The sequence below is a fragment of the Roseobacter phycocola genome (genome assembly GCF_042055075.2).
GTDB lineage: Bacteria > Pseudomonadota > Alphaproteobacteria > Rhodobacterales > Rhodobacteraceae > Roseobacter.
This window is the reverse complement of sequence record NZ_CP194010.1, coordinates 147,725-173,185: the sequence shown is the minus strand read 5'-3', so window position 1 is coordinate 173,185 and position 25,461 is coordinate 147,725. Positions and strand designations below refer to the sequence as shown.

Sequence of the window (25,461 nt, the reverse complement as noted above, 5' to 3'; positions counted from 1 at the left end):
CCGGGCACCATATGTAGCACACCGCTAGAGACACTACGAAATAAATTATTTTTTGTTAGATGCTTATGGAAATTTCCCGATCTCACCACCACCCCGAAAACTCTCTCACGCAAGATATGAAACGTTTCATATTGACACGAATCACCTTCCCTGACTTTCTTTGACCACGCCGGACAAGCGCCCGTTTCAGCGCAGAGGAGACCGGCACAACCATCAGGGAGGCTCATATGAAGCTCTTTAAACTCGCTGCCGTGGCAGCGACCGGAATCCTTTTGTCTGCAGGTATTGCGGGCGCCGACGACAAGCCGGTTGTCGGTCTGATTATGAAATCGCTGGCGAATGAATTCTTCCAGAACATGCTGGAAGGCGCAGAAGCTCACGCGGAGCGACGCGGCGATTATGAACTGCGTGCAGTGGGCATGCAGAACGAGACCGATTTTGAATCCCAGATCAACGCGGTGGAAAACTTTATCACCCAGGGCGTCGACGCGATCGTTGTTGCTCCAGCAGATTCCAAAGCCATGGTCCGTCCGCTGAAGAAGGCGATGGAGGCCGGTATCGTAGTGGTCAATTTTGACGTTGCACTGGATGCAGACGCCAAGAAGCAACAGGGTGTCGAGCTGGCATTTGTCGGGCCGGACAACCGTGGTGGTGCCAAAATGGCGGGCGATGCTCTTGGGGTAGCTCTCGGCGCAGGCGGCAAGGTCGTCATCATCGAAGGAAACCCCGGGGCCGACAATGCGACCCAGCGCCGTCTCGGTTTTGAGGACGCGGTGGCTGAGCACAAGCTCGACCTCCTGGACAGCCGGACGGCCCATTGGGAAACAGAAGAGGCCAATCAGGTCCTTTCAACCATGCTGACGGCCAATCCTGACATTCAGGGCGTTATGGCGGCCAACGACTCGATGGCGATCGGGGTGGTCAAAGCGCTCGAAGCAGCCGGCCGCACTGACATCAAAGTCGTGGGGTTTGACGCGATCCCAGCGGTCATCCCGATGATCGAAGACGGGCGTCTTCTGGCGAGTGTCGATCAGTTCGGCAAGGAAATGGCCGCAAATTCCATCGACCTCGCGCTCGACGTCGTGAAAGGCGGCCCTCAACTCGAAGGCTGGGTGAAAACCCCTATCGAACTGGTCGGTGGCAACTGATCCTCACCGGGGCGGCCTGCGGCCAGTCGCCGGTCGCCCCTTCTTAACCAGAAGACTGCAAAGGACGACGAACATGAGAGAAGCAGTGAAATCCCCCCTGCTCACAGTGCGCGACCTGCGCAAGTCTTTTGGGGGTATCCACGCCCTGGATGGTGTCAGCTTTGATCTCGTTGCCGGAGAGATCCACGCTCTTGTCGGGGAAAACGGAGCCGGGAAGTCCACCCTTATCAAAGTGTTGTCGGGCGTACACATGTTCGACGCAGGACAGATCGGGCTGGACGGCAAGGTTTACCAGCCCACTTCTCCGCATGCCGCAAAACTGGCAGGTATTCAGGTCGTCCACCAGGAGTTCAACCTGCTCAACGACCTGAGCGTGGCTGAAAACATCTCGATCGAAGCCCTGCCCCGTACCCGACTGGGCCTGCTGGACCGCAAAGAGATGAACCGCCGGGCACGGCGTGCACTGGATGCCATTGGTCTGAGCGACGTGGACGTCACAGCCCCGGTCCGCAATCTCGGGATCGCGCATCGTCAGCTGATCGAGATTGCCCGCGCCCTGCAGAGTGAAAGTCGCATTCTCATTCTCGATGAACCGACCGCAACCCTGACAGAACGGGAAACAGACCGTCTTTTTGAAATCGTGCATGGCATCAGGGCCAAAGGCGTCACGGTGGTCTTTGTCTCGCATCATCTCGATGAAGTTTTTGGGATCTGCGACCGGGTCACGGTGTTCCGGAACGGGCACACCATCACCACAGAGGCCATCGCAGATGTGACGCCACAGGATGTGGTGCGTTACATGGTCGGGCGCACGCTTGACGACCAGGAAAACGGGGCCTCTGGCCCTGACACCGAAGCTGCGCTGGCCTTGTCGGTACGCAACCTCGTTACACCCGCGAACAACACCGCCGAAAGCATCAGCTTTGATCTGCGCAAGGGAGAAATCCTGGGCATCGCAGGGCTGGTCGGTGCAGGACGCACAGAAGTACTGCGCGCGATATTCGGCGCTGACCGCAAGGTGTCAGGAACCATACTGAAAGGCAGCAAGCCAGTCGACATCAGTGGCCCGCGCGACGCAATTGCCGCCGGCATTGGGTTTGTGACCGAAGACCGTAAGGACGAAGGGCTCATCCTGGAAATGTCCATTGCTGCAAACACGTCGCTGGTTGATCTTAATTCTGTCTCCCGAAAAGGTCTGCTGGACTTTGCTGCGGAACGAAATCTTGCAACCCACGGCGGAGCCAGGCTTCGGCTGAAGTACGGCAAACTGGCCGATGCGGTTTCGAGCCTGTCCGGTGGCAACCAGCAGAAAGTCGTTCTGGCCAAGTGGCTTGCCGGGCGCCCCGACGTTCTGTTGCTGGATGAACCCACCCGCGGCGTGGATGTGGGCGCAAAGGCCGAGATCTACAGCATTCTGCGGGAGCTGGCCGAACAGGGCATGTCGATGATCGTCGTGTCGTCAGAGCTTCCTGAACTCATCACCCTGACCGACCGCATGCTGGTCATGGCAGGACACCGCATCCAGGGCACGCTCAACAGTGCCGACTATTCCCAGGAACGCATTCTGCAACTTGCCTACGGGCAGGATGCCTCAACAGAAAGGAAATCGGCATGAGCACCGCAGAAACCATCCCCGCCACATCAGGGAGACGTCAGTTGTCTGTCCGCAGTATTATCAACAACGCAGGGATCGGCCTCGCCCTTCTGCTCATGATCGCCTTTTTCTCGATCGCCAGTGAACACTTCCTGTCTGCCAACAACATCACCAACATCCTGACACAGATTACGATAAATCTGATCCTGGCTGTGGGGATGACCTTTGTGATCCTGATCGGAGGGATCGACCTGTCTGTGGGGTCTGTGATGGCTTTTGCTGCCGTGGTGGCCGGCAAAGCGATCACGCTGCCCGGCATGGGACCGACTGAGCTGATCATCCTCGCCGTGCTTGCCGGACTGATGGCTGGCATGATCTGCGGCATTATCAACGGTGCGGTCAGCGCATGGTGGTCACTGCCTTCTTTCATCATCACCCTGGGCATGCTCAATATCGCGCGCGGTGCCGGCCTGCAAATCTCAGGCGCGCAGACCATTTACTCCTTCCCCTTCGCCTTCGAGGAATTCGGCTCAAAGCTTATTTTCGGCGTACCGGTGGTGTTTCTCGTGGCACTGGCGCTGGTTCTTGTGGCCTGGTTCATTCTGAACAGAACCGTCTTTGGCCGGTTGATCTATGGCATCGGGAACAATGAGGAAGCCGTGCGTCTCGCAGGGCACAACGTGTTCTGGTACAAGGTCTCTGCATTCTCGATCTGCGGTCTTTGCGCAGGCATCGCAGCGATCATCTATATGGCCCGCCTCAACATCGCGTCTCCCATTGCCGGGATCGGTTTCGAACTGAACGCTATTGCTGCAGTAATTATTGGCGGCACCAGCCTCAGCGGTGGCCGCGGGTCGGTGATCGGCACGTTGCTGGGTGCGTTTATCATCGGTGTTCTGGCAAACGGTCTGATCCTGATTGGTCTGAGCGACTTTGTCCGCCAGATGATTACAGGCGTCGTCATCGTTGTTGCCGTTATTCTGGATCACTACCGCGCGAAATATTCTGCGTTGTGACCGGGATCAGGGCGGCTTCGGCCAAACCGGGCGTTCCGGTCTTTCTGTCAACTCAGTCAATCCCAGCGGGGTAGCATCATGACCGATATTGTTGTCGTCGGAAGTATCAACGTTGATCTCACCAGTTACCTCACAAGGTGGCCCGGCATAGGAGAAACAGTTTCGGCCAGCACGACGCGCATTGGCCTTGGCGGGAAAGGTGCCAATCAGGCAGTTTCTGCAGCCAGACTGGGCGCATCTGTCACCCTGATTGCTGCGACAGGTGCCGACGGGTTTGGAGAGGACGTTACGAACGCCCTGAAAAAAGAAGGGGTGATCCTTGGCAGCGGAAGCCATCCCACCGCGACAACCGGTATGGCATTCATTGATGTGGGGCCGGACGGCGGCAACATTATCCGTCTCGCCGAAGGCGCAAACCGTACGCTTTCCTCATCAGACATTGCCCGTCACGCCGACGCTATCGCTGCTGCCAAAGTCCTGCTGTTGCAGAACGAAGTTCCGGTTTCCGCCTCGCTTACGGCGGCACAGATCGCGCGCGAGAACGGCGTGCAGGTCATCATGGACCCGGCGCCGGCACCCGTTCCGTTCTGGTCCCGGGACACGCTTGAGGCCTTCGACATCATCACACCGAACGCTCATGAAACCGGACAAATCCTTGGACAAGCCCCCGAAACACTCTCTGACGCAGAGAGGGCCGCGCGTCTTCTGCGTAGTTTCAGCCCTCGCGGGGCCATTGTCACGATGGGTGAAGTGGGTGTGGCGTGGAGCATCGACGCCTCAACCGGGCAAATGCCCGCCCCCAGTGTCCGGGCTGTAGATACCGTTGGCGCGGGCGACTGTTTCAACGGCGCATTGGCAACAGGTCTCGCAGCGGGGATGCCTGTTGACAATGCCATCGAACGCGCGGCCTGTGCTGCGGCTCTTGCCACAACACAACATGGTGCTGCAGAGGCCATGCCCCGGCGACCGGAGCTCGATGAATTTACAATTGCCGTGACGCCAGGCATTGTGGCGTCAAACGGGGCCTGAACCCCGACGGGGTCTGGGGAAGGACTGCAGGAAATGGCTACGGTCAAGGACGTCGCGCAACTGGCGCAGGTATCCGTGGGGACGGTCTCGAAAGTTCTGTCCAAGGATACGACCGTCAAGGATGCCCTGCGGGAACGGGTTCTCAAAGCAGTCACTGATCTGAACTACCGACCGAATATGGCCGCCCGCGCCCTGCGCACCAACCGCGCGAGCATCATAGGCCTCGTGGTGCCCGACATCACCAACCCGTTCTTTGCACAGCTTGCGAAAGATATCGAAACTGAGGCGTCCCGTCGTGGGCACACGGTCATGCTGACCAACTCGCATGACGATTCAATCACCGAGGGACACCAGATCGCCGCACTCCTTGACCGCTCCCCCCGGGGCCTCATTGTCGCCGCCTGCAATGACACCAGCGTCACTGTGAAATCCGGCGAGACACAGGTCATCTCCGTTGACCGGCGCCTTGGCACGTTCCCGCTTGTCGGGACTGACAACGCCAGTTCGTCGGCCAAGATGGCAACTTATCTGATCAGTCTCGGCCACACGCGGATTGCCTATCTGGCCGGCCCCCAGTCGACGGATGTCGGGCGGCAACGACTTGAGGGGTTCCGGGATCAGTTCGACATCCACAAACTTCAAAACCCGGCGCTGAACCTGTCGGTCTACGAAGGGCAGTTTGACTATGACAGCGGAGAGCACCTGGCGCGTTCTCTGCTGCTGGAACCGGCCGGCCAGCGCCCCACGGCAATTGTCGCGGCCAGTGACCAGATGGCCATCGGCGTGCTGCGGGCTGCGCGGGATATGGACATCGCTGTGCCGGAGGCCGTTTCGGTGGCTGGGTTTGACGACATCACGCTTGCTTCGCTGGTTGTACCCCGGCTGACGACAGTCGCACAGCAGACCGAACTTCTGGCCCGGGATGCCGTACAGCGCGTACTGGAAGACGACAATGGCGACCGCGGTGACGTCCTGATCGATGGTGATCTGGTCGTGCGCGGATCAACGGGACGTCCGCCAGCTTCCTGACCGGCCATGGCACAGTTTTACAGTGCTTAGACGGGCTCGTGAGCAAACGCCTGACCCGGGCCATTTTCCGGCGGACCGGAGGCAGGCCAATTAATTGCCCGCTGACACACCTTCCGCTTGTCGGATGTTCGACAGGGCCGCCCGGAATGCATCCAGGAAATCACCTTCCGCAGGACGATGCGCCATGGTTTCAAAAACAGCGCTCTCAACACCGATTTCGCCCGCTGCTCTCACCGCATCAGCCGAGGGTTCAGCTTCCCAGATCAGCACGCCAGCACCCGTGTCACCGACGCGCTGGCGCAGTTCTTCCAGACCAGCGCCATCCGGGTCTCTGCCGGCTTCCCACTCCACCGATGAAACCGACAGCCCGTATCGGCGCGCGAAATACTGATACCGGGGATGTGTCGCAATAAAGCCGGTTTCGCCACTCCTGGACAACAGGGATTCTGCTTCAGCATCCAGTGTACTCAGCTCAGCTTGCAGCGCATTCAGCCGGTCCCGCACGTCCTGTTCACCTGCAAGGCCACGGGCAACAATGGCATCTGCAACAGCTTCAGCCTGCGCGGCGGCCAGAACCGGGTCGAGCCAGGTATATGACGCCAGCCCTTCATGAGAATGCTCGCCACCGTCCCCGTGACTGTGCGTGATGCTTTCAGTCACTATGAACTGGTCTGAAAAACCGTCTGAGGTATTCACCAGCCGGGATCGTGGCAGGGAAACCCGGTCGATCCACGTGGCGAAGCCAGCACCATTGAGCAGGATAAGATCAGCCGCCTGAATCATGCTGATATCGGAAACACCCGGACGCCAGAAGGACGGGTCCACGTCTGCAGGCACGGGGAAAACCACCTCCGCGCCATCACCCAGCAGGCGTTCGGCGAAATACTGCAGGGGGTAGTTCACGGTGACCACGCGCGGCGTGTCCTGCGCCGAGCCGGGCCCGGCCACAACCAGAAAGAACGCAGTCGCGCAGGCGAGGAACCGATGAATCTGTGTCACGATCAGCTCCCGCACTTCCGGGCAATGTCTTCCGGTGTCACGATCCAGTAGTTGTCATGACTGCCGGTGTCGACTTCGATCACAAGGCCACCCGAATGATCGACGCTGTTCAGCGGGACCTGAACCTGTCCGTCATCCTTGAGCATCAGGGTGGTCAGCAGACTGTTGTCCCCGTCGAGCACGCGCACCTCGCCCTGCTGGACGACGCGGCCGTTCGAAAACTTTGCCTCGACGGTGACCGCCTCGCAGTCAACAGACGCGAAAACCACAAGCTGATGTGCGGCCACCGACAACGGGGCGGTGGCCAGCAGGGCAGCAACGGCAGCGATGCGGATCACTTGCCCGTCCATTCTTCAAAGTGAACCCAGATCACAGCACCCAGTTCCACATCCTTGTCTATACCGTCCTGAGGCAGCGTGTAGTCCGCGGTGTTCAGGGCAGCAAAGCCCCACCATCCATCCGACGGGGCGGCATATGTAAAGACGCCATCCGCATCTGCCTTCACGGTCTGCGTGATCATCAGCTCATCCGGTACGGTTGCACCGGCACCGTCATTGAAGAATTCCACCTCAACCTCGGCATAGGGTACGGGCTCACCGTCCAGCTTGACGACGCCCTGAAACACGTTGTGTTCCCAAAGACCAAAAGGTTTGGTCAGCGGCACGATTTCCGTCTTGAGACCCAGTTCTGTGTCCCATCCCTCGTCATCCCCATACGCGGTCACGTAGGTCTTGGTGTAGTGGATGATGAATGCGTCCTCGGCGGGTTCCCAGTAGGGCTGGGGCTCCATTGCAAAGATGTAAGTCCCCGGGCGTTCGAGCGGATAATTCAGGGTGAACCCTTCGTCGTCCATCACCGTGGCAGCCGTCAGATCACCGGACAGGTCCACTGTGTTCCCTTCGTGGGTTACAGTGAACGCAACCGGCTCTCCGAGGGTCATACCATGCATTTCAAACGGGTGGGAAAACGACATGGTCAGCGCAACACTGCGGCCATCCTCCTGGCTGATCATCGGATCATCCGGAATAATCATGCCGTAGTGGGCAAACGCAGGTGTTGCTGCGATGAGACCGGCAAGTGTCGAATTCAGAATAATGCGCTTCATAATATCTCCCATAGTCAGGTTCCGAGCGCGAGTAACCAGCCAACCCACGCTTCAGCATATTGTGAGAGCACCCCGACCCCCAGGGCCACAATACTCAGTGAAATAAACAGTAGTGCTCCGGTTTCTGCCGCCAAGAGCCTCAGCACCATTCCCCGTCTGGCCCCCAGTTTGACTGCGGTGGAAATCTCCCGCGCGCGCAGACGGAAACTGAGAAATAATGCCAGACCAATGGCAGCAAATGCAGCAACTGCTATGATAACAGTTACGGCGCTCAGCAGCGATCGGATGCGAAAAATCCGGTCCACAAGCCCCTGGACAACGACGCCGGGGCTGACCAGCTGCGTGGGCAGTTCACTGTCCAGATACCGCCCCTTCAGGATCGTCGCCGACCGGGTGTTGTTTGGCACCACAATCACAGCAGATGTGGGGAAATCGTCCTGCGACCCGTGAAAATGGAAGCTTTCGATATTGTCCGGCGTGATGCGCTGGTATTCGACAACGGCTGCACTGGCGAGGGCTGCAGTGCCCGCGGCAACCTCGGCGCTTGTGACAACATCTTCGTGACCGTGTCCGATGCCCTGGATCACCCAGGCTGTTTTGATATCAACGAAAACGGCCTCGTCGTCCGGGGTGCCGGTTGGCGCCAGAACGCCCACAACGGGCATCTCCAGCGGATATACACCATCCAGATCAAAAAGGTTCTCCGGCGCAGAAACCAGCGAGTCTCCGACACCTTTTCCGAGCGCCTCAGCGACTTTGGATCCGATAACCGCGTCACCCAGCAAAGAAAGACCACGACCGTCCGACAGCGAAAGGCCCCGGAAATCAAAATAGTCGAGCGATGTGCCGACGATCCGGAAACCGGATGATGAAAAGGCCGTGTGCAAAGGGATCGGAATGCCCAGGCCTGAGTCCCAGATCGCCTCGACCTCGCGCATCGCGACAGGTTCAGGGCTTTCCTCCGAAAAGTAGAGAGCGGCCATCGTCAGGTCCAATTGGGACCCCCGCGCGCCCATCAGAAGCGGTGTCGCCTCGCCACGCGCAACAAGTGCGCGTTCGCTGGTGGACAACAGGATCTGCGTGGCCGCCGGCACAAACAGAATGAGCGCCGTCACAAAGATCAGCACCAGGCTGCGCGCCCGGTGATACCGAAGATACGAGTACGCCAGAAAAAGGACATTCATGCCGGAACACTTTCCCGGTACTGCGCAAAATCCAGCACACGCGGGAAGCGTGGCAGGAGTTCGTGATCATGTGTCACGGCCAGAACTGCTGCTCCCGCCTGTTCGGACTGCTCAAACAGCAGATCAAGGATGCGCGTTTTGCTTTCGGGATCGAGATTACCCGTGGCCTCATCCGACAGGATCAGCTTCGGCTTTGTGACAAGCGCCCGGCAGATTGCCACGCGCTGCTGTTCGCCCTGACTCAGCGCATCCGGATGCCGGTCAAGCTTGTTGCCGATGCCGCAGGCATCCGCCAGCGTCTGCACCCTGTCGCGTACCTCTGCATCCATCTTCAGCGCGGGCGTGATCCGGTATGGGTAAAGAATGTTCTGGCGTGCTGACAGGTAATCAAGCAGCGCAAAATCCTGGAAAACAAAACCGATACGGGTCGCGCGGAACTGACGACGTTCCGCGTCAGACAGTTGAACAACATCCTTGTCGCCAATCCGGATCCGGCCACTTTCCGGGGACAGAATACCGGCAACAAGATTAAGCAGTGTCGTCTTGCCGCTGCCGCTGGGGCCGACAATGGCCAGCCGGTCCCTGTCCGCTACCACCAGTTCCGGGATGCTGAGCCGGAACCCGGTCGCCCCGTAGCTGAACGCAAGATTTTCGATCTTCAGCATCAGTTTGTCTCTGGCGCCAGAAAGGTTTCGCCCGCGGCATCCCGGTTCACGTCCAGAAGCTCGAAAACTGTGATGCGCCAGGCCCCGTCCACGGGTGCTACAAGCAGTTCCGCGCTGTAGGTATTGCCCCTCACATGCAGGTGTTCCGCGTGGCCAACCGTGCCGATGACCTGCCAGGATGCATCAATTTCCAGCGTTGCGTCATCGCGTCTGACCTGCGTTTCGAGAAGGCTGATTTCGTGAATTGTCTGATCAGCTTCCTCAAGCCCGCCACCGGCCATTGCGCCCACCCGCTCAAGGTAGAGATATTCGAGGGCATCGCCGTGAGTGACACTTTCCAGCGTATCGTAGATCGCAGCTTCCTCGGTCTCAGCGAACGCTTCATACACCACAAGCAACAGCGCTGGCGTCAGCTGGTAGAAAAGCTCGTGGGCAACATCGACCGTCATACCGGGCTTACCGGGAACCGAAAAAGCGGTGGTCGGTGAGACGCCGGGCTCCCTGTCAGATGAAAACAGGACGAACCCCCCGATGGCAGCCAGCCCAAGGGCGAACATTCCCCCAAGCAACAGTCTTTCGCGCATACTTTTTTCCATCGTTCCCACTGAGTGCTGCTCCGGCGTCACGCCTGAGGAGCGATGACTGACGGCCCGCTCCTGACAATTGTCCGAGGATCCGAAAGCATTTTTGCACCCCTTTGATTGCCCGTCTGTCCGGTCAGGTCAAACGGGCTTTCGTCCCACGTCATTTTCTCAGTCTGTCAGACTAGCGCGCTGCAGGCCTTTGGCTAGCATCTGGCGTGATTTGTTGCAGTTTTTCCCGCCACGGCGCACATGAAACGCCAGCACGCCAGGGATCACACGCGTTCATCGTCCAGTGCATTCAACCACAGGTCGGGGTGGGCGTGCAGCAGGGCATGGCCGACCCGCGGACTGGCCCGCACCTTACCTCCCACTCTGTCCGCCAGAGCCTGAACAGTGCCCAGGGGTGCGCTGGCATCCGCTTCCCCGTGGACAAACACAACCGGAACAGAGAGATCGCTCAGGTTTTCGTGCCATGCCGTGCCCGCAAGGGCCGCATCGTAAAAAAAGCCATCCGGCCCCTGCACTGTGTGCCACCCATGCCCGCGCCAGAACTGCTCTGACACGCCCGGGTCCCGGCAGGCAGAAATGTCCACCTCTGCACCCGCAAACACTATGTCACCAAAGGTATCCGGGCCGCGTTCCAGCAACCGCTCGCCCCCCAGCCGCGCCAGCGCTTTTCCGACCTCCGCAGAAATGCGGCTCAGGACGGGGAAAACGCGCTGCTGTCTGGGAATGGCCATAATATCCGTCAGCCGCGGCATCGGCGGCAGGCACGAGACAATGACAACGCGTCCGACACGTTCCGGCGCCATCGCCGCAAGTGTCAGGGCTCCGGCGGCGCCGACATCATAGGCGACCACATCCACCTGTCGGATGTCAGCACTGTCAAGAACGGACAACGCCTGGAGCGCCGCTACCTCGGGGGTTTCCTTCCACGGCCTGCCGGTGTCCGGGGTACGCCCATGGTTTGGACGGCCTGGCGCGATCACCAGCCGCCCGCTCAGGCGTTCCCGTGCGTGTTCAACAAACCGGCACCCACCAAGGCAGCCGTGCATGAACAGAAGGGGCCGGCCTTGCTCCGGGCCGTCACAAAAGACATCTATGGTCCAGTCGGTGCCCCGCCACAGTCGCGATTCACCACTGCGCGACAGAGCAGACCGGGGCACATTGACCGATGCATGCGCGTTCAGACCATAGATCAGGTGCACAAATTCCAGCGCATTCGTCACATTGGTCTTCTGGAAGATCGACTTGATCTGACTGCGCACTGTTTCTGCCGAACGGCTGCGCAGCCCGGCTATTGTCTTTGCCCGCAACCCTTCGAACAGGCCGCGTGCAACTTCGGTCTCGGTTTTGCTGAGCTGGAAATCGCGATGCAGCGATTCCTCGATCTCCGGCCGCCAGAAGGTTGCCAGCGCACGGGCAAAAATCTCGTTTTTGGTGCGTTTTATGCCCACAAGCGCTGTGCGCCCGTTCGCCAGTATTTCGGCCGAAACCAGACGTTCCGGGCCACCTTGTGCTGCCACTTCCTCCAAAACACGCTGCCCTGCAGGATTGAGCAACGGGGAGAGGTTGTCGCCAGGCCTCAGGACAAGACCCGCCGCTGCTGGCGCCGACATACGCACAATTGTCCCGTTCAGATGAACTGAGAACGGAATGACTTCGGCACCACGCCAGCCATCAGCTGACAACTCCAGCTTGCCGATCAGTTCATTGAAGGGCTGGAGTATTCTGTTCAGTCCTTCCGTGTCGCCCTGTTCGGCCAGATCAGCAACAAGCGGGAACAGGTCTTCGAAATCAGATGTTTCGATCCTGTGTTCCAGAGTTTCCCTGGTTACTTCACTCAAACCCGCTGACCTTTCACGCCCCACTCTGATCCCGTTCAGGGATACTGATACAGACCCACGGTACTGTGTTCACTGCACCCGGTCCATCGCGGTCAACGGGCTTCGGGGACGTCTTGGTTGTCGCGTGGAACTGTCGGGCAGGAAGACCACCCGCCAGCTCCGGGAGAAACCACAACGTCACCGGCCGGTTCCTCAGACGCGCTGTTTCCCCTTGCGCCCAACGGCTGCAAAACCCGCCAGCCCGGCCAGAAGAAGGACACCCCCAGCGGGCAGCGGAACCGCTGACACATCGGTGGGGTCGTCGGGGTCAGGATCCGTTGGTCGTCCCACCGCATCCGCCAGGAAATTCCGGTTGGACGCCAACAGGTTCAGGCCATCCGAAGTGGTAAAACTGAGGTAGCCTGTACTGTTGAAATCCGCGTTTGACCGCCCTTCGTTGATGCCCGCGCCAGAGCCGACAAAAAACGACACGCTCAGATCGAATGCCTGTCCATCGACGAGATCAAATGAGATACTGCTCAGCTCGGAAAACAGATTATTGTTATTGTAATCAAGAATTTCGCTGAAGGAGGTAAAAAAACCGCTGCCGCCCGAAAACGTCTGGGAGGCGCCCGTCCGATCCCGCGTGGTGACACGCCGGTTGCCGTCCTGAACAGTGGCGGACAGCTCTGCTTCGACGCGGCTGTTTGCGCTGTAACCTCTTCTGCTGTTGTCATCACCGTCATTAGAAAACGCGCCATCGTAGTCGAACAGGAACTGCGCGGTACCGGTCCCCTGGGCCACAAAGCTTTCGGTCAGCGTCACGCGGATGTTGCCGCCCGCGCGCGAACCATCTGAAACGTTCCGGTCGAGAGAGGCAAATGAACCCAGACGGAACAGTCCGGTTCTTGAATCCACCGTGTAATTCGAGGTTCCCTCCGCACGGCCCAGCGACGCCCTGTCCTCGCCACGTGCGAGGCCGTCAATTCCCCCGGCCTCTTCGGTTTTGTATTCTTCCCTTGTCACACCTGACAAGCCGTTATCGATTGCGGTCACAACCCCCGCGACTTCCAGCGTAGCCGCAAAAGACCACGCCGGCACCAACGCCAATACCGCTGAAACAGTACAAAACTTCCACATACTAAATCCCTCACTAAGGGCCGCACCGGCCCGAAAATTCTGCAAAAAACTGCCCTGACACTACGACAGAGCCGCGCACCGAAAGAAATCACCCGCTTGGGTGAAAGCCCGGCTTTTTCACAGAAACAGCGGGGATTTAGTCAGGAGGATGCATCCAGTCCGTCACGGAAATCGTTCCAGCCACCATCTACGGACGACGGTGCATCATGCCATTGATGCAGAGGTCCACCTGTGACCGGATCAGTATCGGGGATCGGTAGCGACATGATCAGCTTGCATGCCTGGTAATAAAGCTCCGGCGTCAGGAACGCTTCCTGGATGTTATCCCAGTCGCGGCCGCCTGCGTATCCACCGCACATCATGATGTCATCTGAGTGACCTGTCATTTCGTGGCTGACACCGGCGGGCATCACGATCACATCACCTTGCTCCAGACGGACGGTAGTCCAGCCTTCAACTGAGAGATGGAATTCCATCCAGCCGGAAGCGCACCCGAGGCACTCGTGCGAGGTCGAATGGAAATGCGCATATTCGTAGATACCCGGGTACTCCCAGTTGTTTCCCCATCCGTTCTTCCGGAACGTCGATTTGACCGCATCAACGCCCCCACCCGGTATGCCCCCCCGGTGGATGAGAAGAGGGAAACGGCTGTTGGGGATCCTGCCCTGCGGCTTTGAAAAATAGCTTTCTGTTTTCATCATGAACTCCCTTGTCTGTGCCACTGGCTTACGGTCTCGGAGCACCTTTGGTGTTGAGATAAACCGCCAGCAGCTTTGTTGTGGCGCAGATAAACAGCCGGTTTCGTTTAATACCGCCGAACTCCACATTGGCGACGACCTCGCCGGTCAGGATCTTGCCAATGAGATCACCCTGAGGCGTATAGCAATGCACCCCGTCCCCGGCAGAGGTCCAGATATTGCCATGCACATCCACACGAAACCCGTCGAAAAGCCCGGTGTCACAGGTGGCAAACACCTCTCCGCCCGACAGCGATCCATCGTCATTGACGGCAAAGGTTCTGATGTGCTGTGGCCCGTTTTCGACATGCGTGGCACCCGTGTCCGCAACATAAAGCAGGCTTTCGTCCGGCGAGAAGGCGAGGCCGTTGGGCTTGACCATATCGGTAATCACTGCTGTCAGAGCACCTGTGCCGGGATCAATTCGGTAGACATATGACCCCTCGATTTCAGCCTCGGATTTGTCGCCCTCATAGTCACTGTCGATGCCGTAGGTGGGGTCCGAAAACCACACTGCACCGTCAGAGCTGACAACCACATCATTGGGGGAGTTCAGACGTTTTCCCTCAAACCGGTCCGCGAGGATCGTGGTCGAGCCGTCAACTTCCACGCGGCTCACACAACGGCCGCGGTGCTCGCAGGACACCAGACGCCCTTCGCGGTCTACAGTATGGCCGTTGTGATTGCGGCAGGGGCTCAGGAATTCCGATACTGCGCCGTTGGTTTCGTCATACCGCAGCAGCCGATCGTTCGGGATGTCTGACCAGATCAGATACCTGCCCGCCGGAAAATATGCCGGCCCCTCGGCCCAGCGCGTCCCACTGTAAAGAGTTTCAAGGTGCACATTCGCCATCGCATATTGTGTGAACCTCCTGTCGATCACTTCAAAAGCGTCAGTGAGCATCGTGAATTCCTCCTAACTGGTGACCTTTGATCCGCGTCCGTAAACCAGCAGCATGACAATGATCACACATCCGTAGATGATCTGCCGTCCGGATTCCGGCATCTGCATGATCGACAGAACCGAGTTCAGCAAAACGATCAGGATCACACCGACGAGCGTCCCGAGGTAACGGCCACGCCCCCCCAGAATATGTGTCCCGCCGATCACCACCGCGGCAATTGCGGGCAGAAGGTAGGCGTCGCCCATCCCCTGATAGGCTTTGGTTGAATACCCTGCGAGCAATGTTCCGGAGAGCCCCGCCAGCATCCCGCAAAGACAGAAGGCGCAGACGATCACCCACCTCGTCGGCACCCCGGCCAGATAGGCTGCCGCCTCTTTGTTCCCGATGGCATAGATGCTTTTTCCGACCGCCGTGCGCTGCAACAGCAGCATGACGCCGATGGACACGACGGCCCAGACCATGAGCGCGACCGGAATACCGAGGATTTTGCCCACGGCAAGATACTGCATCAGGTCCGTCGCGGCGGTCTGCGGCGCAAAACCGCCCGTGTGCGCTACCATCAGCCCACGCATAACAGCATTCACACCCAGTGTGAAAATCATGGAAGGGATCCGAAGGTATGCGACCCCAAGACCGTTCACCAGCCCCACGAGCAGACCAACCCCAAGACCCACCGGAATGGCCATCGGCCCGCCTACCGTTGTTGCCATCATGGCACCGGCGGCAATCGTCCAGGGGATCGAAAGATCAATATGACCCAGCAGGATCACCAGCATCATGCCCGCCGCCGTGATGCCGAGAAACGCCCCCACCTGCAGCTGTTGCAGCAGGTATTCGGGCGACAGCAGCGTCGCGGTCCCCTGCGTGTAGAGTGTATAAACCGTGCCGACGGCGAGGATCACGACGATAAAGCCTGCGGCCATGATGATCGGCTTGTCTTCCTCAACCATGCGGAACCGTGGCCGTGGCGTATTTTCCGGCAGCGGCGTCATCGGAACAGCTCCAGTGTATTCCGGACCCTCAGCACCCTGAAGGCCCCAAGGCTCACCGCCGCCAGCAGCACGACACCTTCGAAGAGGGGCTGCATAAGCGGATCGATCTCAAAGATCCGGAAATTGAACGAAATGGTGCGCAGCATCAGAGCGCCGAAAATGGACCCGATCGCGGTGCCAACACCGCCTAGCAATGAGGTGCCGCCAATAACCACCGCCGCAATGGAATTCAGCGTATAGGCCCCGGCCTGCGGGATGTCGGCATTGCCCGAAGATGTCTGCAGTGTCAGGTAAAGTCCGCCAATTCCTGCAAAGAAGCCTCCCAGCGTAAAAGCCGCAATTTTCGCCCGGTCAATCGAGAGACCGGACATATACGCAGCCCCCTCTCCGGACCCCACCGCATAAACGGTACGCCCCGTAACAGACCGTGCAAACGGCATCCAGACACACAGGGCCACCAGAACCAGCAGAACCAGCGGCACCGGAATCCACGATATCGGCTGGAACCAGGCGGCCTCACCGTTCTGCGCATACCCATAGGTCGCCGCAATTTCATAAAGGTCGTTGGTGGCAGCCCAGGACAGATCATCGTCTACATTGCCGCCCGGGGAGGGGCGCAAAAACAGCGCGAGACCGAGGAAAATCGCACCTGTGGCCAGAGTCGCGATAATTGGCTGGATACGCCCGTAAACAACGATGCAGCCGTTAATGAACCCGCAGGCGGCACCGGCGCCAAGGCTCAGCACCATGCCAAACGCGATCTGCGCCGGACTGCCGTTCAGCAAATGGCTCGCGATTGTGTTCACCAGCGTCATGATCGCTCCGACAGACAGATCAAGCCCGCCCATCAGAACCGGCACCGTCTGGGCCATCGCCACCATTGCCAGCGTGAAGACTTCGTTGGAGTTCTGGATCAGAACTGCCACCGAAAAGCCCCGCGGGTGGTTCATGTTGTAAAACACATAGAACAGGATGAAGATCGCTATTGCCGTCAGCAACGCAGCATTCTGCGCAAGCCGCACTCTAAGATCGTTCATTCAGCGGCCTCATCCATTTTCAGCGCAGACGCGATGATGTTTCGTTCATTGATTTCGTCGCCCTGCAGTTCCCGCACGATCTCGCCGTCGTACATAACCGCCACGCGGTCACAGCACCCGATCAGCTCCTCGTAGTCGGTCGAATAGTAGACAATCGACGCGCCGGTTTCTGCCAGGCTGCGCAGCAGACGATAGATTTCCTGCTTTGTACCCACGTCGATCCCACGGGTCGGATCATTCAGCAGGACGATTTTCGGGTCCGTCATGAGCCATTTTGCGATCACGACCTTCTGCTGGTTGCCACCCGACAGTGTGGAGACCGGATCGGCACTCGACCCCACTTTGATCTGCATCCGCTGGATTCCGTCTTCCACGGCGGCCGTCAGCGCATCCGCATCAACGAACAGCCCGCGCGACAGTCTTTTGAGCGACGCGATTGTCAGGTTATCCGCAATCGACATCGGCAGCATGAGGCCTTCGGTTTTGCGGTCTTCCGGGATCAGCGCCAGATCCACGCCTGCTCTTTTGGCGTCCTGCGGCGAATTGATTTCAACGTCCTGCCCCTGAACGGTAACCTGACCGCTTGTTCCTTTGAGCACACCGAAAAGTCCGAGCAACAGCTCTTTCTGACCCTGCCCGTCCAAACCGCCAAGGCCCACAATTTCGCCCGCGCCAACGGTCAGGTCGATTGATCTGAGACGGTCTTCCCAGGAATAGTTCCGCAACTGCAGCATCGGCTTGGCGGCATCCGGGGGTGGTGGTTTGGGTGGGAAGTGCGCGGTGATTTCGCGACCAATCATCATCTGGACGATTTCACCCTCGGTGCGCGCGCCCTGCTCAAATGTCTCGATATGCTGTCCGTTGCGGAACACCGAACATTTGTCGGCAATTGCCTCGATTTCGTGCATCCGGTGAGAGATCGTCAGGATCGAAATGCCATCATCACGCAGACGGCGCAGTATTTCAAAAACAGTATCCACATCCGCTGCGGTCAGCGCGGACGTCGCCTCGTCGAGAATGAGAACGCTGGGGTCTTTGGCCAGCGCTTTCGCGATTTCGACCATCTGCCGGCGCGACAGCGGCAGATCCCGCACGCGCGACATCGGGTTGACGTCCTCGCAGCCGATCCGCGCCAGTAATTCCTCTGCGCGCCTGCGTTGTGCTTTGCCGTCGATCAGACCAAAGCGGCGCGGTGGATCCGCAATCGAAATATTGTCCGCCACTGATAGATCAGACAGCAGCGAAAGCTCCTGGAAAATACAGACAATGCCCTGCGCGTTGGCGGCGGCGGGATGAGAGAAACTGACCGGCGCCCCATCAAGACGGATCTCGCCCTCATCCGGCTGCACAACACCGGACATAATCTTGATCAGTGTGGATTTGCCCGCGCCGTTCTCACCAAGAACAGCGTGAACGGAGCCAAGCTCACAGGAGAAGTCGACTTTGTCGAGCGCCGTGACACCGCCGTAGCGCTTGGTGACACCGTTCAGATGGACATGTGCCTGCGCCGGATCGCGAGAGGATGTTGACATGAAATTCCCGAAACAACCTGTTGTGTAAAACACAGGCGCCGGGCCACGCGGCCCGGCACCGTTCTGTTGTGGTCTTATTCGAGGTTTTCCGCGTCGTTGGTCATGATCTCCCGCGCCGTGATATTGACATCACAGGCTGGGAATTCGTTCACGGTAAAGAAGTTGTCCGTCAGGTCCGGCCAGTAGTTCTTGCCAGCTTCAAGCTCATCATACCGTGTTGACGGGATCGGAATAGAGATCAGCTGCGGCATCACCTGTCCATCGAGTGCGGCCAGTGCCGCTTTCATCGCCACGGACACCATGCCTGGTGACTGACCGATGGAGATAGCCTTCAGCCCGTTGTCAGCCTGCTCGGCCAGGATCTTGCGGAAACCGTTCTCGGCCTCGCCGGCCAGCGGAACCATCGGATGGCCCGCGTCCAGCATTGCGCGAACGGCACCGGTCGTGCCGCCCTGGACAACCACACCGTCAAACTGGCTGTGAACCGCGATAGCATCTGCGGTTACCTTCTGCGCCGTCCCGTCGTCCCAGTTGCCCACAACTTCGACAATGTCCCAGTTGCCACCGGACGCGTCCATGACTTCATGGAAGCCGATATTGCGGTCACGGTCGACCGAGTTGCCGGGCAGGCCACGCACCTCAAGGATCTTGCCTTCGGACTTATCGCCGAACTGCTCCAGCAGCCAGCGTCCGTACATGCGGCCCATCTCAAGCTGGTCTTTGTTAACCTGCATGACTTTGTCCGTGTCCAGAACGTTGTCAAACGGAACAAGCACCACGTCATTCCGGTCCGCCAGGCGGATCACCCGGTCAAAACCCTCGGGCGAGACAGCAATCGTGACGATCGCGTCGTAGCCCTGGTTGATGAAGTCCTCGATCGCACCCAGCTGCGCCGCAACGTCTGTGCCGGTCGAGACGACTTTGAATTCTTCGATCTGCGCCGCGATGTCGGGCTGTGCCGCATAGGCTTTGGCCGTCTGGATCATCTGGATCCGCCACGTGTTTCCGACAAATCCGTTCACAATCGCAATCTTGTGCGGGCCTTCGCGCTTCTCCCACTGAAAATACCCGATCTCGTCGTTCCATGGCGCGAAACAGCCCGCGTCAAACCCCGGACCGGACACTTTGTCGGGCGCGGCCATCGCACCTCCGGACATCATCGCAAACGCCATTAAAGACGGGGCAAGCGCCCGCTTGAAACTGAACATTATTCTTCCTCCACTCTGTGTTGTCGGGCTGAATCCGCCCTAAAATTTTTTGGCAAAATCGCGCCGTAATCCGGCGTCTGGGAAAATCGCTTTCAACCGACGATAGCCGATTCTGGTTTCTTTGCAAGGAATTGGGGTTCTGCTGTGCAGCGTGGAGCCGGTGATCGGCGTCCGGCAGGCAAGGTCAGAACCCGACCCAGAAGGGCAATAAAATGCCTGCCAGGGTCGGATTGTTTTCAAAAGGAAATACGGTGCATCGGGGTCTTCCCAACGCCGCAAGACGCCGCTGCAAAAACTGCAGCGCGACCGCTGCAAACTGCCCCGGTCACATCGACCTTAAGACGGACGGCGGCTCACCCGCCCGGTTTGGACAGCACTCTGATTTCGCCGGTCATATGGGGGTGATACGCACAAAAATAGCGGTGCAGACCAGGCTCTTTGAAGATGATCCGTGCTTCTTCGCCCTTTTCCAGCGTCCCGGTGTCCCAGTCTCCTTCGACCGCTGTTGCAGTATGCGGCGCGATGTCATGATTGACCCAGACCACCGTGTCACCTGCTATGATCTCGACAGCGGCAGGGGCAAATTCAAACCCTGAGACTTTGACATCCACAACATGAGTGCCTTCGTGCGCACTGACTGCACGTCGGGTGGTGACAAGGGCCAGGCTTGCGCCCAGCCCCTGCCAGAAAAGACGCCTTGAGAAAGGGTTCACCCGTCGCATTGCAGCGCCGCAACCATGTGTTCGGCATGTTTTTCATGCGCCTGAAAAGTCACAAGTGCGTCTTCGAGCAGTGCTTTGAGCGGCGCGACCGTGACCGCCGGGATGAAGCTCTCTGCGACTGTCTTGTTGACCACCTGGTGATACCCCAGTTCGTTCGTCGCATAGGCACAGTCGAACTCAGCACCGGACAGTGCCATAAGCTCCGCGCGTTTAGCGACGGCGCCCGCCACCAGCGCGCGACTGAGGTCGTTGTCCTGAGGTGTCACGTTCAGTTCCGTAGTCAGAGCGCCCGCCGCGTCATTTACCGCAGAGTGGTCCCGGATCATGGTTTCGGCGAACGCACGGATTTCGGCGTTTTCCGACACAGCCAGGGCAAGATGGGCATAACGGATATCCAGCCCACCTGCCGTGTAGGCAGTATGCGCGATTTCCAGATCGTTCATCTGCTGCTCCGCCTGTACCGCAAAGCCCACCGACGCGATGGCCACAGCGGCAATCAGGGTTATCTTTTTCATGTTCAGCTCCTGTGAAAGTTTTCAACGGTTCTGTCATTGCATGCTGTTTCTGGCGTCTGAATGCCGGGCAGTCCGGAATTCATGACGGATCGTCCACCGCTCTGGACTGAGCGGGCCATCTGGCGCACTCTCAGACCTATGCTGGATCTTCTGAGTGATATCCTGACCCGCCTCTCGTTCGAAGGAACGCTGTATTTCCGCACAAGCTTCACCGAGCCTTGGGGCGTCAGGGTGCCGGCGTTCAGCAATGTCGCGCGCTTTCACTATGCGCATCGCGGCGACGCGCTGATCCGGGTCGAAGGCCTGTCTGAACCGGTTGCGGTGGCTCAGGGCGACCTTGTGATAATTCCACACGGCGCGGGCCACACACTGTCCTGCCGGCATTCCGGACCCGATGCTGTGCTGCCCCTTGATGATGTGCTCGAACGCTCCGGATTTTCCGGACACGGGACTCTCGTCTGGGGCGGCAACGGATCAACTCAGGACACACAGCTGATCTGCGGACACTTTGCGCTGGCCGAAGGGTCCCGTCACATTATCCTCGACCGCCTGCCTCCGGTGATCCACCTGCGCGGCTATGGTGATGATCTTGGCCCCTGGCTGGATGCAACCCTGCGCGTCATTGGCGCCGAGGCCGGACAGGCTCGCCTTGGCAGCGACCTGATCGCGCTCAAGATGTCCGAGGCAATCTTTGCTCAGGCGATCCGGGCGCATATCGAACAGTCTCCGCAGAACGAACAGGGTATTGCCGGTTTCGCCGACCCGAACATAGGCAGGGCGCTGACCGCTTTTCACCGTCAGCCGGCCTCCGACTGGACGGTCGGAACTCTGGCGCGCGAAGCCGGACTGTCACGAACCGGTTTTGCGGAACGTTTCTCGTCACGTATCGGCGTCACGCCCATGTCCTACGTCACCTCCTGGCGGATGCAGATTGCACGCGACGCACTGGCGAAAGACGGGCTGTCCGTGGCAGAAACGGCCGTTCTGACAGGCTACGCCTCGGAATCTTCATTCAGCAGAGTCTTCAAGAAAGAAATCGGCCAGTCGCCGGCGGCATTCCGGTCCAGCGGTGGTGAAGGGACCGCAACCTGACATTTAATCCGGACTTCCGGACGAACTGTCATGTTTTCCGAACTTACTGAACTACAACGTCCGAATTCACCGACCTACCTTTTGCATCAGCGCCCGAGCGCACAACTCTGAAACCCGCAAAAGGACACCAACATGCGTTTCGTCACAAAAACTATTCATGCCTGGCTTGATTATCCGGTTGCCCTGGCTCTGATCGCCTTGCCATTTCTGCTCGGCCTCGGCCAGTCCCATCCGCTGGCCCTGTTCATCGCGCCCACCGTCGGTGTGGCAGCGTTTCTGCTCACACTTCTGACTGATCACCATCTGGGCGTGATCCGCGTACTCCCCTACAGACTGCATCTGGCCGTTGACCTTGCTGTTGGCCTTCTTTTTGTTGCACTGCCGATGTTGCTGGGTTTCTCCGGCCTGGATGCTGCATTCTATCTGGTGAACGGTGCCGCCGTGATAGCAGTGATTGCGCTGTCAAAACCCGGCGAAAGTCTCGCGGCCGCCTGACGCCATAACGCCGGGTGCGGGTGGCATGGCACCAGCTCCCGGCGCGCAAAGATCTGACTTCGCCGGCATACGCCGGCTGCCCTGCCCGCCGAAAAGAGGGCGGGGTTCTTATTCGGCGGCGACCGTTGTTTTTTCTGCAGCCGCTTCGCCAAATCCGCGCGGGACCGGCAGATCCGGCAGTCCGGCCGCCCGTTTCTTCAGGGCGCGCCCGATCACGACCCTGCTGATCTCTGTGGTGCCATCCACAATGCGCAGCATCTGCGCAAGACGTGACAGCCTGTCCAGTCCATATGGCTGCAACAGCCCCATCCCGCCCAGAACCTGCGTACAGGTATTCGCCGCCCTGACGGCCGCATCAGGCACAAAACGTTTGGCATGAGCCGCCATCAGCGGCCCCTCGGGTGTGCCCAGCGCCTCTGCCGCCCGGCGATAGAGCAGGCGGGATACTTCCAGATCGGTTGCAACCTCACCCAGCATCCACTGAATACCATCCAGATCGAGATTGCTGCCGCCGAACATCTTGCGGTTTTTCGAATAGGACAACGCGGTATCAAGAGCTGACTGCATCAGACCACAGCATCCGGAAGCGATGGACACCCGTGCGATGTCGATCGCCATCAGGGATCCCTGAAGGCCCTGGCCAACCGGCAGAATGATATTGTCTTCGCTCACCACAACGCGGTCGAGATACATCTCGGACATCGGCAGGAAATTATACGACGGCGTCTCATAACGCGGGCCGAAACTGATCCCGGCAGCATCCGCCGGAATGGCAATCATCGCCATGTCACGGTGACCGGGCACATCGCTGGTCTTCACAACCGTGAAGTAGATGTCGGCTTCCCCGGCTAGGCTGACCCAGGCTTTGGATCCACTGATCGTCCAGGTGCCGTCACCGTTGATGGTCGCGCGGGTATACATCTTCATCGGATCAGACCCGGACTGCGGTTCCGTCAGCGCGAAATTCGCCAGCTTCCGACCTGCGGTGAGATCGCGGGCCCAGGCCTCGCGGAATGCATCGGTGCCATAGCCACACCCCGCGAAGGTACAGATATTGTGCATCGACAGGGCAAAAGCATAAGCCCCGTCACCCAGACCCAGCTGTTCATAGACCTGGATCCCTTCAGCCAGCGAAAGCCCCTGCCCGCCCCATTCCGCCGGAGCATAGAGGCCGGTCAACCCGACAGCGCCGGCCTTATCGGAAGCATCGCGCGGCCACGACCCGGCGGCATTCCAATCCGCAATATTTGGCATGATGACGTTCTCCGCGTGGTCGCGGGCCGCGGCGAGAATGGTATCAAGTTGTTCCGACATCACAGATAATCCTTCAGAATGAAATGTCTGGTTTCGCCAAAGCTCCTCTGTGGCACGGCATGCAGGCGCGGCCAGAAAGTGAACCTGTTTCTATATTTTAAGCACTCTGGCATGAACTCCACCGGTCCGGCCATCTCGCGCAATGACAGTGAATTGTCCTAAAGTGACAAAATCACGCCCGTGCTGACGTGTGCCGCCGATAGGCTCCGGGCGTGCTGCCGGTCCATCGCCGGAAGGCCCGGTGGAAGTTTGCTGCCGACGAAAACCCGACCTCCTGCGCCACAGCCTCGGTTGTGAGACGACCCACCTGCAGATGGCGGATTGCGATGTCACGACGCAACCCGTCCTTGATCGCCTGAAAGGACGTTCCATCCGCTTCAAGACGCCGGATCAGCGTGCGCGGCGTCACGTTCAGTGCCTGTGCGGTTCCGTTCAGATCCGCCTTCTCCCAGCCAATCCGGCTGAGATGACCACGAACCCGCAGCGACTGTGTATGGTCCTGTGACTTCGTAAAGATCCAGTCCCGCGGTGCGTTCGTCAGAAACAGGTCGAGGTCGGTTGCGCCACGGGGGTGCACCGGTCGGAGGCTGTTCAGATCGAACGAGATCGCGCTCGTATCACGTTCAAAACGCACCGGCGCAGGAAAGATGACCGCGTAATCCTCTGCAAACGCGGGGGGTGAGAATGCAAACGCAACCTCCCGGACCGGTACTTCTTGCCGCGCCAGCCACGAGGTCAGACCATGCGCCAGTTTCAGGATCAGCATATGCCCGAAACGCTGCGGTGACTGTTTTGTCTGTGGGTTCAACTGGAGGGTCAGAGTTGTGCCGGTTTCCGTCAGTGAGAACTGATAGTCATCCAGAAGCAGATTCCAGAAAGTCGAAAACCGGTAGAGCGCCGACGGCAGTGTCGTTGCCTCGCGCACGGATGTCAGCAGGTGCTGAAGTGCTCGCGGCCGGATGGGGCGACTCCACAGGCCCATCATTTCGTCGCCTGTTTCCACAGCTGCAAGCCGGTAGAGCTCCACGATCTGGTCCAGCGTCACACGGCTGTGCAGGTCCTGGTCAGCAGACAGATCAGAGCGTTCCAGTAATGATCGGAACTGCGCCGCGGAACACAGTGGCTCCAGCGCAGACAGCCAGTCCGCGATAAATCCACCGGACACAGTTGAATAGGATGGGGGTGCAGCGGGCGGCATGATGCTTTGTCGCTACCACCGATTGCGATCTTCCAGAAGAGCAGATTTCATGTTGATGCCAGCGGCCAACAGACGCGCGAAAATTGTCCGCCCTTACCCTTGGCGCATGCTCCGGCTCTGAACGCCCTCATGGGGGGTCACATCGCGCCCTGATGCCGAACGCGGCTGATCATAGTAAACTCTGTTGCCCATGGCATATCTCCTTTCCAGTCCTTTGCGTTATTTACGTGGTGTGACGTCAGCAGGCTGTGAAGCACTTCACACGGACCCGTTTATTGCCGTGAGTTTTTGCATTTTCCCTGTTCAAAAGGGCGCACGACGGTCCCCGCCAGGTTTGCGTTCGGACTGAGCCACGCCCGCGATCCGCGTTCAGAGCTGGTCTGCGTGCGCAACGG

26 protein-coding genes are annotated in these 25,461 nt (G+C 58.9%); 7 read left to right on the top strand and 19 right to left on the bottom strand.

Going from position 1 to position 25,461, the window contains the following annotated elements; translation table 11 throughout:
• Positions 1-227 precede the first annotated feature (227 nt).
• The 5 genes from AB4K19_RS01170 (at position 228) to AB4K19_RS01150 (ending at position 5,816) form a co-directional block, all read left to right on the top strand.
• Positions 228-1,148: a sugar ABC transporter substrate-binding protein gene (locus AB4K19_RS01170; protein ID WP_375230143.1), complete on the top strand. Its 921-nt coding sequence runs from the start codon at positions 228-230 to the stop codon at positions 1,146-1,148.
• Between the two features lie 73 nt (positions 1,149-1,221).
• Complete coding sequence (locus tag AB4K19_RS01165) at positions 1,222-2,763, top strand: sugar ABC transporter ATP-binding protein (protein WP_375230142.1); 1,542 nt, start codon at positions 1,222-1,224, stop codon at positions 2,761-2,763.
• The gene (locus AB4K19_RS01160) at positions 2,760-3,758 is read left to right on the top strand and encodes an ABC transporter permease (RefSeq protein WP_375230141.1); all 999 of its coding nucleotides are present in this window, start codon (positions 2,760-2,762) and stop codon (positions 3,756-3,758) included. Before AB4K19_RS01165 ends, AB4K19_RS01160 begins: the two co-directional genes overlap by 4 nt.
• A gap of 78 nt (positions 3,759-3,836) precedes the next feature.
• Entirely contained in the window at positions 3,837-4,787 is a 951-nt protein-coding gene (locus AB4K19_RS01155) for a ribokinase (protein WP_375230140.1), read from the top strand.
• A 33-nt stretch (positions 4,788-4,820) separates the two neighbouring features.
• Entirely contained in the window at positions 4,821-5,816 is a 996-nt protein-coding gene (locus AB4K19_RS01150; RefSeq protein ID WP_375230139.1) for a LacI family DNA-binding transcriptional regulator, read from the top strand.
• Positions 5,817-5,906: 90 nt separating this feature from the next.
• Here the strand turns inward: AB4K19_RS01150 and AB4K19_RS01145 are convergent, their stop codons facing one another.
• From AB4K19_RS01145 to AB4K19_RS01070, 16 genes are all read right to left on the bottom strand, one after another.
• Complete coding sequence (locus AB4K19_RS01145) at positions 5,907-6,815, bottom strand: metal ABC transporter substrate-binding protein (protein ID WP_375230138.1); 909 nt, start codon at positions 6,813-6,815, stop codon at positions 5,907-5,909.
• A gap of 2 nt (positions 6,816-6,817) precedes the next feature.
• On the bottom strand, positions 6,818-7,153 hold the full coding sequence (locus AB4K19_RS01140; protein WP_375230137.1) for a hypothetical protein: 336 nt from the start codon (positions 7,151-7,153) through the stop codon (positions 6,818-6,820).
• The gene (locus AB4K19_RS01135) at positions 7,150-7,920 is read right to left on the bottom strand and encodes a DUF4198 domain-containing protein (RefSeq protein WP_375230136.1); all 771 of its coding nucleotides are present in this window, start codon (positions 7,918-7,920) and stop codon (positions 7,150-7,152) included. Before AB4K19_RS01135 ends, AB4K19_RS01140 begins: the two co-directional genes overlap by 4 nt.
• Positions 7,921-7,934: 14 nt before the next feature.
• Complete coding sequence (locus AB4K19_RS01130; RefSeq protein ID WP_375230135.1) at positions 7,935-9,104, bottom strand: ABC transporter permease; 1,170 nt, start codon at positions 9,102-9,104, stop codon at positions 7,935-7,937.
• Complete coding sequence (locus tag AB4K19_RS01125; RefSeq protein WP_375230134.1) at positions 9,101-9,769, bottom strand: ABC transporter ATP-binding protein; 669 nt, start codon at positions 9,767-9,769, stop codon at positions 9,101-9,103. Before AB4K19_RS01125 ends, AB4K19_RS01130 begins: the two co-directional genes overlap by 4 nt.
• Positions 9,769-10,353, bottom strand: coding sequence for a hypothetical protein (locus AB4K19_RS01120; protein ID WP_375230133.1), 585 nt, complete (start codon positions 10,351-10,353; stop codon positions 9,769-9,771). Before AB4K19_RS01120 ends, AB4K19_RS01125 begins: the two co-directional genes overlap by 1 nt.
• A gap of 272 nt (positions 10,354-10,625) precedes the next feature.
• On the bottom strand, positions 10,626-12,200 hold the full coding sequence (locus tag AB4K19_RS01115) for an alpha/beta fold hydrolase (protein ID WP_436398757.1): 1,575 nt from the start codon (positions 12,198-12,200) through the stop codon (positions 10,626-10,628).
• 192 nt (positions 12,201-12,392) lie between these two features.
• A complete protein-coding gene (locus AB4K19_RS01110) occupies positions 12,393-13,319 on the bottom strand; it encodes a VPLPA-CTERM sorting domain-containing protein (RefSeq protein WP_375230131.1) in 927 nt (308 codons plus the stop codon).
• A 140-nt stretch (positions 13,320-13,459) separates the two neighbouring features.
• Complete coding sequence (locus AB4K19_RS01105) at positions 13,460-14,020, bottom strand: hypothetical protein (RefSeq protein ID WP_436398755.1); 561 nt, start codon at positions 14,018-14,020, stop codon at positions 13,460-13,462.
• Between the two features lie 25 nt (positions 14,021-14,045).
• The gene (locus AB4K19_RS01100; protein WP_375230129.1) at positions 14,046-14,960 is read right to left on the bottom strand and encodes an SMP-30/gluconolactonase/LRE family protein; all 915 of its coding nucleotides are present in this window, start codon (positions 14,958-14,960) and stop codon (positions 14,046-14,048) included.
• Between the two features lie 12 nt (positions 14,961-14,972).
• Complete coding sequence (locus tag AB4K19_RS01095; RefSeq protein WP_436398753.1) at positions 14,973-15,953, bottom strand: ABC transporter permease; 981 nt, start codon at positions 15,951-15,953, stop codon at positions 14,973-14,975.
• On the bottom strand, positions 15,950-16,990 hold the full coding sequence (locus AB4K19_RS01090; RefSeq protein ID WP_375230126.1) for an ABC transporter permease: 1,041 nt from the start codon (positions 16,988-16,990) through the stop codon (positions 15,950-15,952). The genes AB4K19_RS01095 and AB4K19_RS01090 overlap by 4 nt, the downstream gene beginning before the upstream one ends.
• A complete protein-coding gene (locus AB4K19_RS01085; RefSeq protein WP_436398751.1) occupies positions 16,987-18,522 on the bottom strand; it encodes a sugar ABC transporter ATP-binding protein in 1,536 nt (511 codons plus the stop codon). The genes AB4K19_RS01090 and AB4K19_RS01085 overlap by 4 nt, the downstream gene beginning before the upstream one ends.
• A 74-nt stretch (positions 18,523-18,596) precedes the next feature.
• Positions 18,597-19,730 carry a sugar ABC transporter substrate-binding protein gene (locus tag AB4K19_RS01080; protein WP_375230123.1) on the bottom strand — a complete coding sequence of 378 codons (1,134 nt, stop codon included), beginning with the start codon at positions 19,728-19,730 and terminating at the stop codon, positions 18,597-18,599.
• A 353-nt stretch (positions 19,731-20,083) separates the two neighbouring features.
• Positions 20,084-20,452, bottom strand: coding sequence for a cupredoxin domain-containing protein (locus AB4K19_RS01075; protein WP_375230122.1), 369 nt, complete (start codon positions 20,450-20,452; stop codon positions 20,084-20,086).
• Positions 20,440-20,967, bottom strand: a complete 528-nt coding sequence (locus AB4K19_RS01070) for a DUF4142 domain-containing protein (protein ID WP_375230121.1) — start codon at positions 20,965-20,967, stop codon at positions 20,440-20,442. Before AB4K19_RS01070 ends, AB4K19_RS01075 begins: the two co-directional genes overlap by 13 nt.
• A gap of 81 nt (positions 20,968-21,048) precedes the next feature.
• Between AB4K19_RS01070 and AB4K19_RS01065 the strand changes: the two genes are divergently transcribed.
• Positions 21,049-22,059 carry an AraC family transcriptional regulator gene (locus AB4K19_RS01065; RefSeq protein ID WP_436398748.1) on the top strand — a complete coding sequence of 337 codons (1,011 nt, stop codon included), beginning with the start codon at positions 21,049-21,051 and terminating at the stop codon, positions 22,057-22,059.
• Between the two features lie 132 nt (positions 22,060-22,191).
• Positions 22,192-22,554: a hypothetical protein gene (locus AB4K19_RS01060; RefSeq protein ID WP_375230119.1), complete on the top strand. Its 363-nt coding sequence runs from the start codon at positions 22,192-22,194 to the stop codon at positions 22,552-22,554.
• Between the two features lie 108 nt (positions 22,555-22,662).
• On the opposite strand, the gene AB4K19_RS01055 is transcribed toward AB4K19_RS01060, so the two are convergent.
• The 3 genes from AB4K19_RS01055 to AB4K19_RS01045 all read right to left on the bottom strand — a co-directional run bounded on the left by AB4K19_RS01055 (position 22,663) and on the right by AB4K19_RS01045 (position 25,323).
• Complete coding sequence (locus AB4K19_RS01055) at positions 22,663-23,868, bottom strand: acyl-CoA dehydrogenase family protein (protein WP_375230118.1); 1,206 nt, start codon at positions 23,866-23,868, stop codon at positions 22,663-22,665.
• 172 nt (positions 23,869-24,040) lie between these two features.
• The gene (locus AB4K19_RS01050) at positions 24,041-25,066 is read right to left on the bottom strand and encodes an AraC family transcriptional regulator (protein WP_375230117.1); all 1,026 of its coding nucleotides are present in this window, start codon (positions 25,064-25,066) and stop codon (positions 24,041-24,043) included.
• A 137-nt stretch (positions 25,067-25,203) separates the two neighbouring features.
• Entirely contained in the window at positions 25,204-25,323 is a 120-nt protein-coding gene (locus AB4K19_RS01045; RefSeq protein WP_375230116.1) for a hypothetical protein, read from the bottom strand.
• Between the last annotated feature and the right edge of the window lie 138 nt (positions 25,324-25,461).

Bases quoted from the DNA above. Each gene is read 5' to 3' on its own strand.
- AB4K19_RS01170 (WP_375230143.1), top strand. From the start codon at position 228: ATGAAGCTCTTTAAACTCGCTGCCGTGGCAGCGACCGGAATCCTTTTG.
- AB4K19_RS01165 (WP_375230142.1), top strand. From the start codon at position 1,222: ATGAGAGAAGCAGTGAAATCCCCCCTGCTCACAGTGCGCGACCTGCGC.
- AB4K19_RS01160 (WP_375230141.1), top strand. From the start codon at position 2,760: ATGAGCACCGCAGAAACCATCCCCGCCACATCAGGGAGACGTCAGTTG.
- AB4K19_RS01155 (WP_375230140.1), top strand. From the start codon at position 3,837: ATGACCGATATTGTTGTCGTCGGAAGTATCAACGTTGATCTCACCAGT.
- AB4K19_RS01150 (WP_375230139.1), top strand. From the start codon at position 4,821: ATGGCTACGGTCAAGGACGTCGCGCAACTGGCGCAGGTATCCGTGGGG.
- AB4K19_RS01135 (WP_375230136.1), bottom strand. From the start codon at position 7,920: ATGAAGCGCATTATTCTGAATTCGACACTTGCCGGTCTCATCGCAGCA.
- AB4K19_RS01130 (WP_375230135.1), bottom strand. From the start codon at position 9,104: ATGAATGTCCTTTTTCTGGCGTACTCGTATCTTCGGTATCACCGGGCG.
- AB4K19_RS01125 (WP_375230134.1), bottom strand. From the start codon at position 9,769: ATGCTGAAGATCGAAAATCTTGCGTTCAGCTACGGGGCGACCGGGTTC.
- AB4K19_RS01120 (WP_375230133.1), bottom strand. From the start codon at position 10,353: ATGCGCGAAAGACTGTTGCTTGGGGGAATGTTCGCCCTTGGGCTGGCT.
- AB4K19_RS01110 (WP_375230131.1), bottom strand. From the start codon at position 13,319: ATGTGGAAGTTTTGTACTGTTTCAGCGGTATTGGCGTTGGTGCCGGCG.
- AB4K19_RS01105 (WP_436398755.1), bottom strand. From the start codon at position 14,020: ATGATGAAAACAGAAAGCTATTTTTCAAAGCCGCAGGGCAGGATCCCC.
- AB4K19_RS01100 (WP_375230129.1), bottom strand. From the start codon at position 14,960: ATGCTCACTGACGCTTTTGAAGTGATCGACAGGAGGTTCACACAATAT.
- AB4K19_RS01095 (WP_436398753.1), bottom strand. From the start codon at position 15,953: ATGACGCCGCTGCCGGAAAATACGCCACGGCCACGGTTCCGCATGGTT.
- AB4K19_RS01090 (WP_375230126.1), bottom strand. From the start codon at position 16,990: ATGAACGATCTTAGAGTGCGGCTTGCGCAGAATGCTGCGTTGCTGACG.
- AB4K19_RS01085 (WP_436398751.1), bottom strand. From the start codon at position 18,522: ATGTCAACATCCTCTCGCGATCCGGCGCAGGCACATGTCCATCTGAAC.
- AB4K19_RS01080 (WP_375230123.1), bottom strand. From the start codon at position 19,730: ATGTTCAGTTTCAAGCGGGCGCTTGCCCCGTCTTTAATGGCGTTTGCG.
- AB4K19_RS01075 (WP_375230122.1), bottom strand. From the start codon at position 20,452: ATGCGACGGGTGAACCCTTTCTCAAGGCGTCTTTTCTGGCAGGGGCTG.
- AB4K19_RS01070 (WP_375230121.1), bottom strand. From the start codon at position 20,967: ATGAAAAAGATAACCCTGATTGCCGCTGTGGCCATCGCGTCGGTGGGC.
- AB4K19_RS01065 (WP_436398748.1), top strand. From the start codon at position 21,049: ATGACGGATCGTCCACCGCTCTGGACTGAGCGGGCCATCTGGCGCACT.
- AB4K19_RS01060 (WP_375230119.1), top strand. From the start codon at position 22,192: ATGCGTTTCGTCACAAAAACTATTCATGCCTGGCTTGATTATCCGGTT.
- AB4K19_RS01055 (WP_375230118.1), bottom strand. From the start codon at position 23,868: ATGTCGGAACAACTTGATACCATTCTCGCCGCGGCCCGCGACCACGCG.
- AB4K19_RS01050 (WP_375230117.1), bottom strand. From the start codon at position 25,066: ATGCCGCCCGCTGCACCCCCATCCTATTCAACTGTGTCCGGTGGATTT.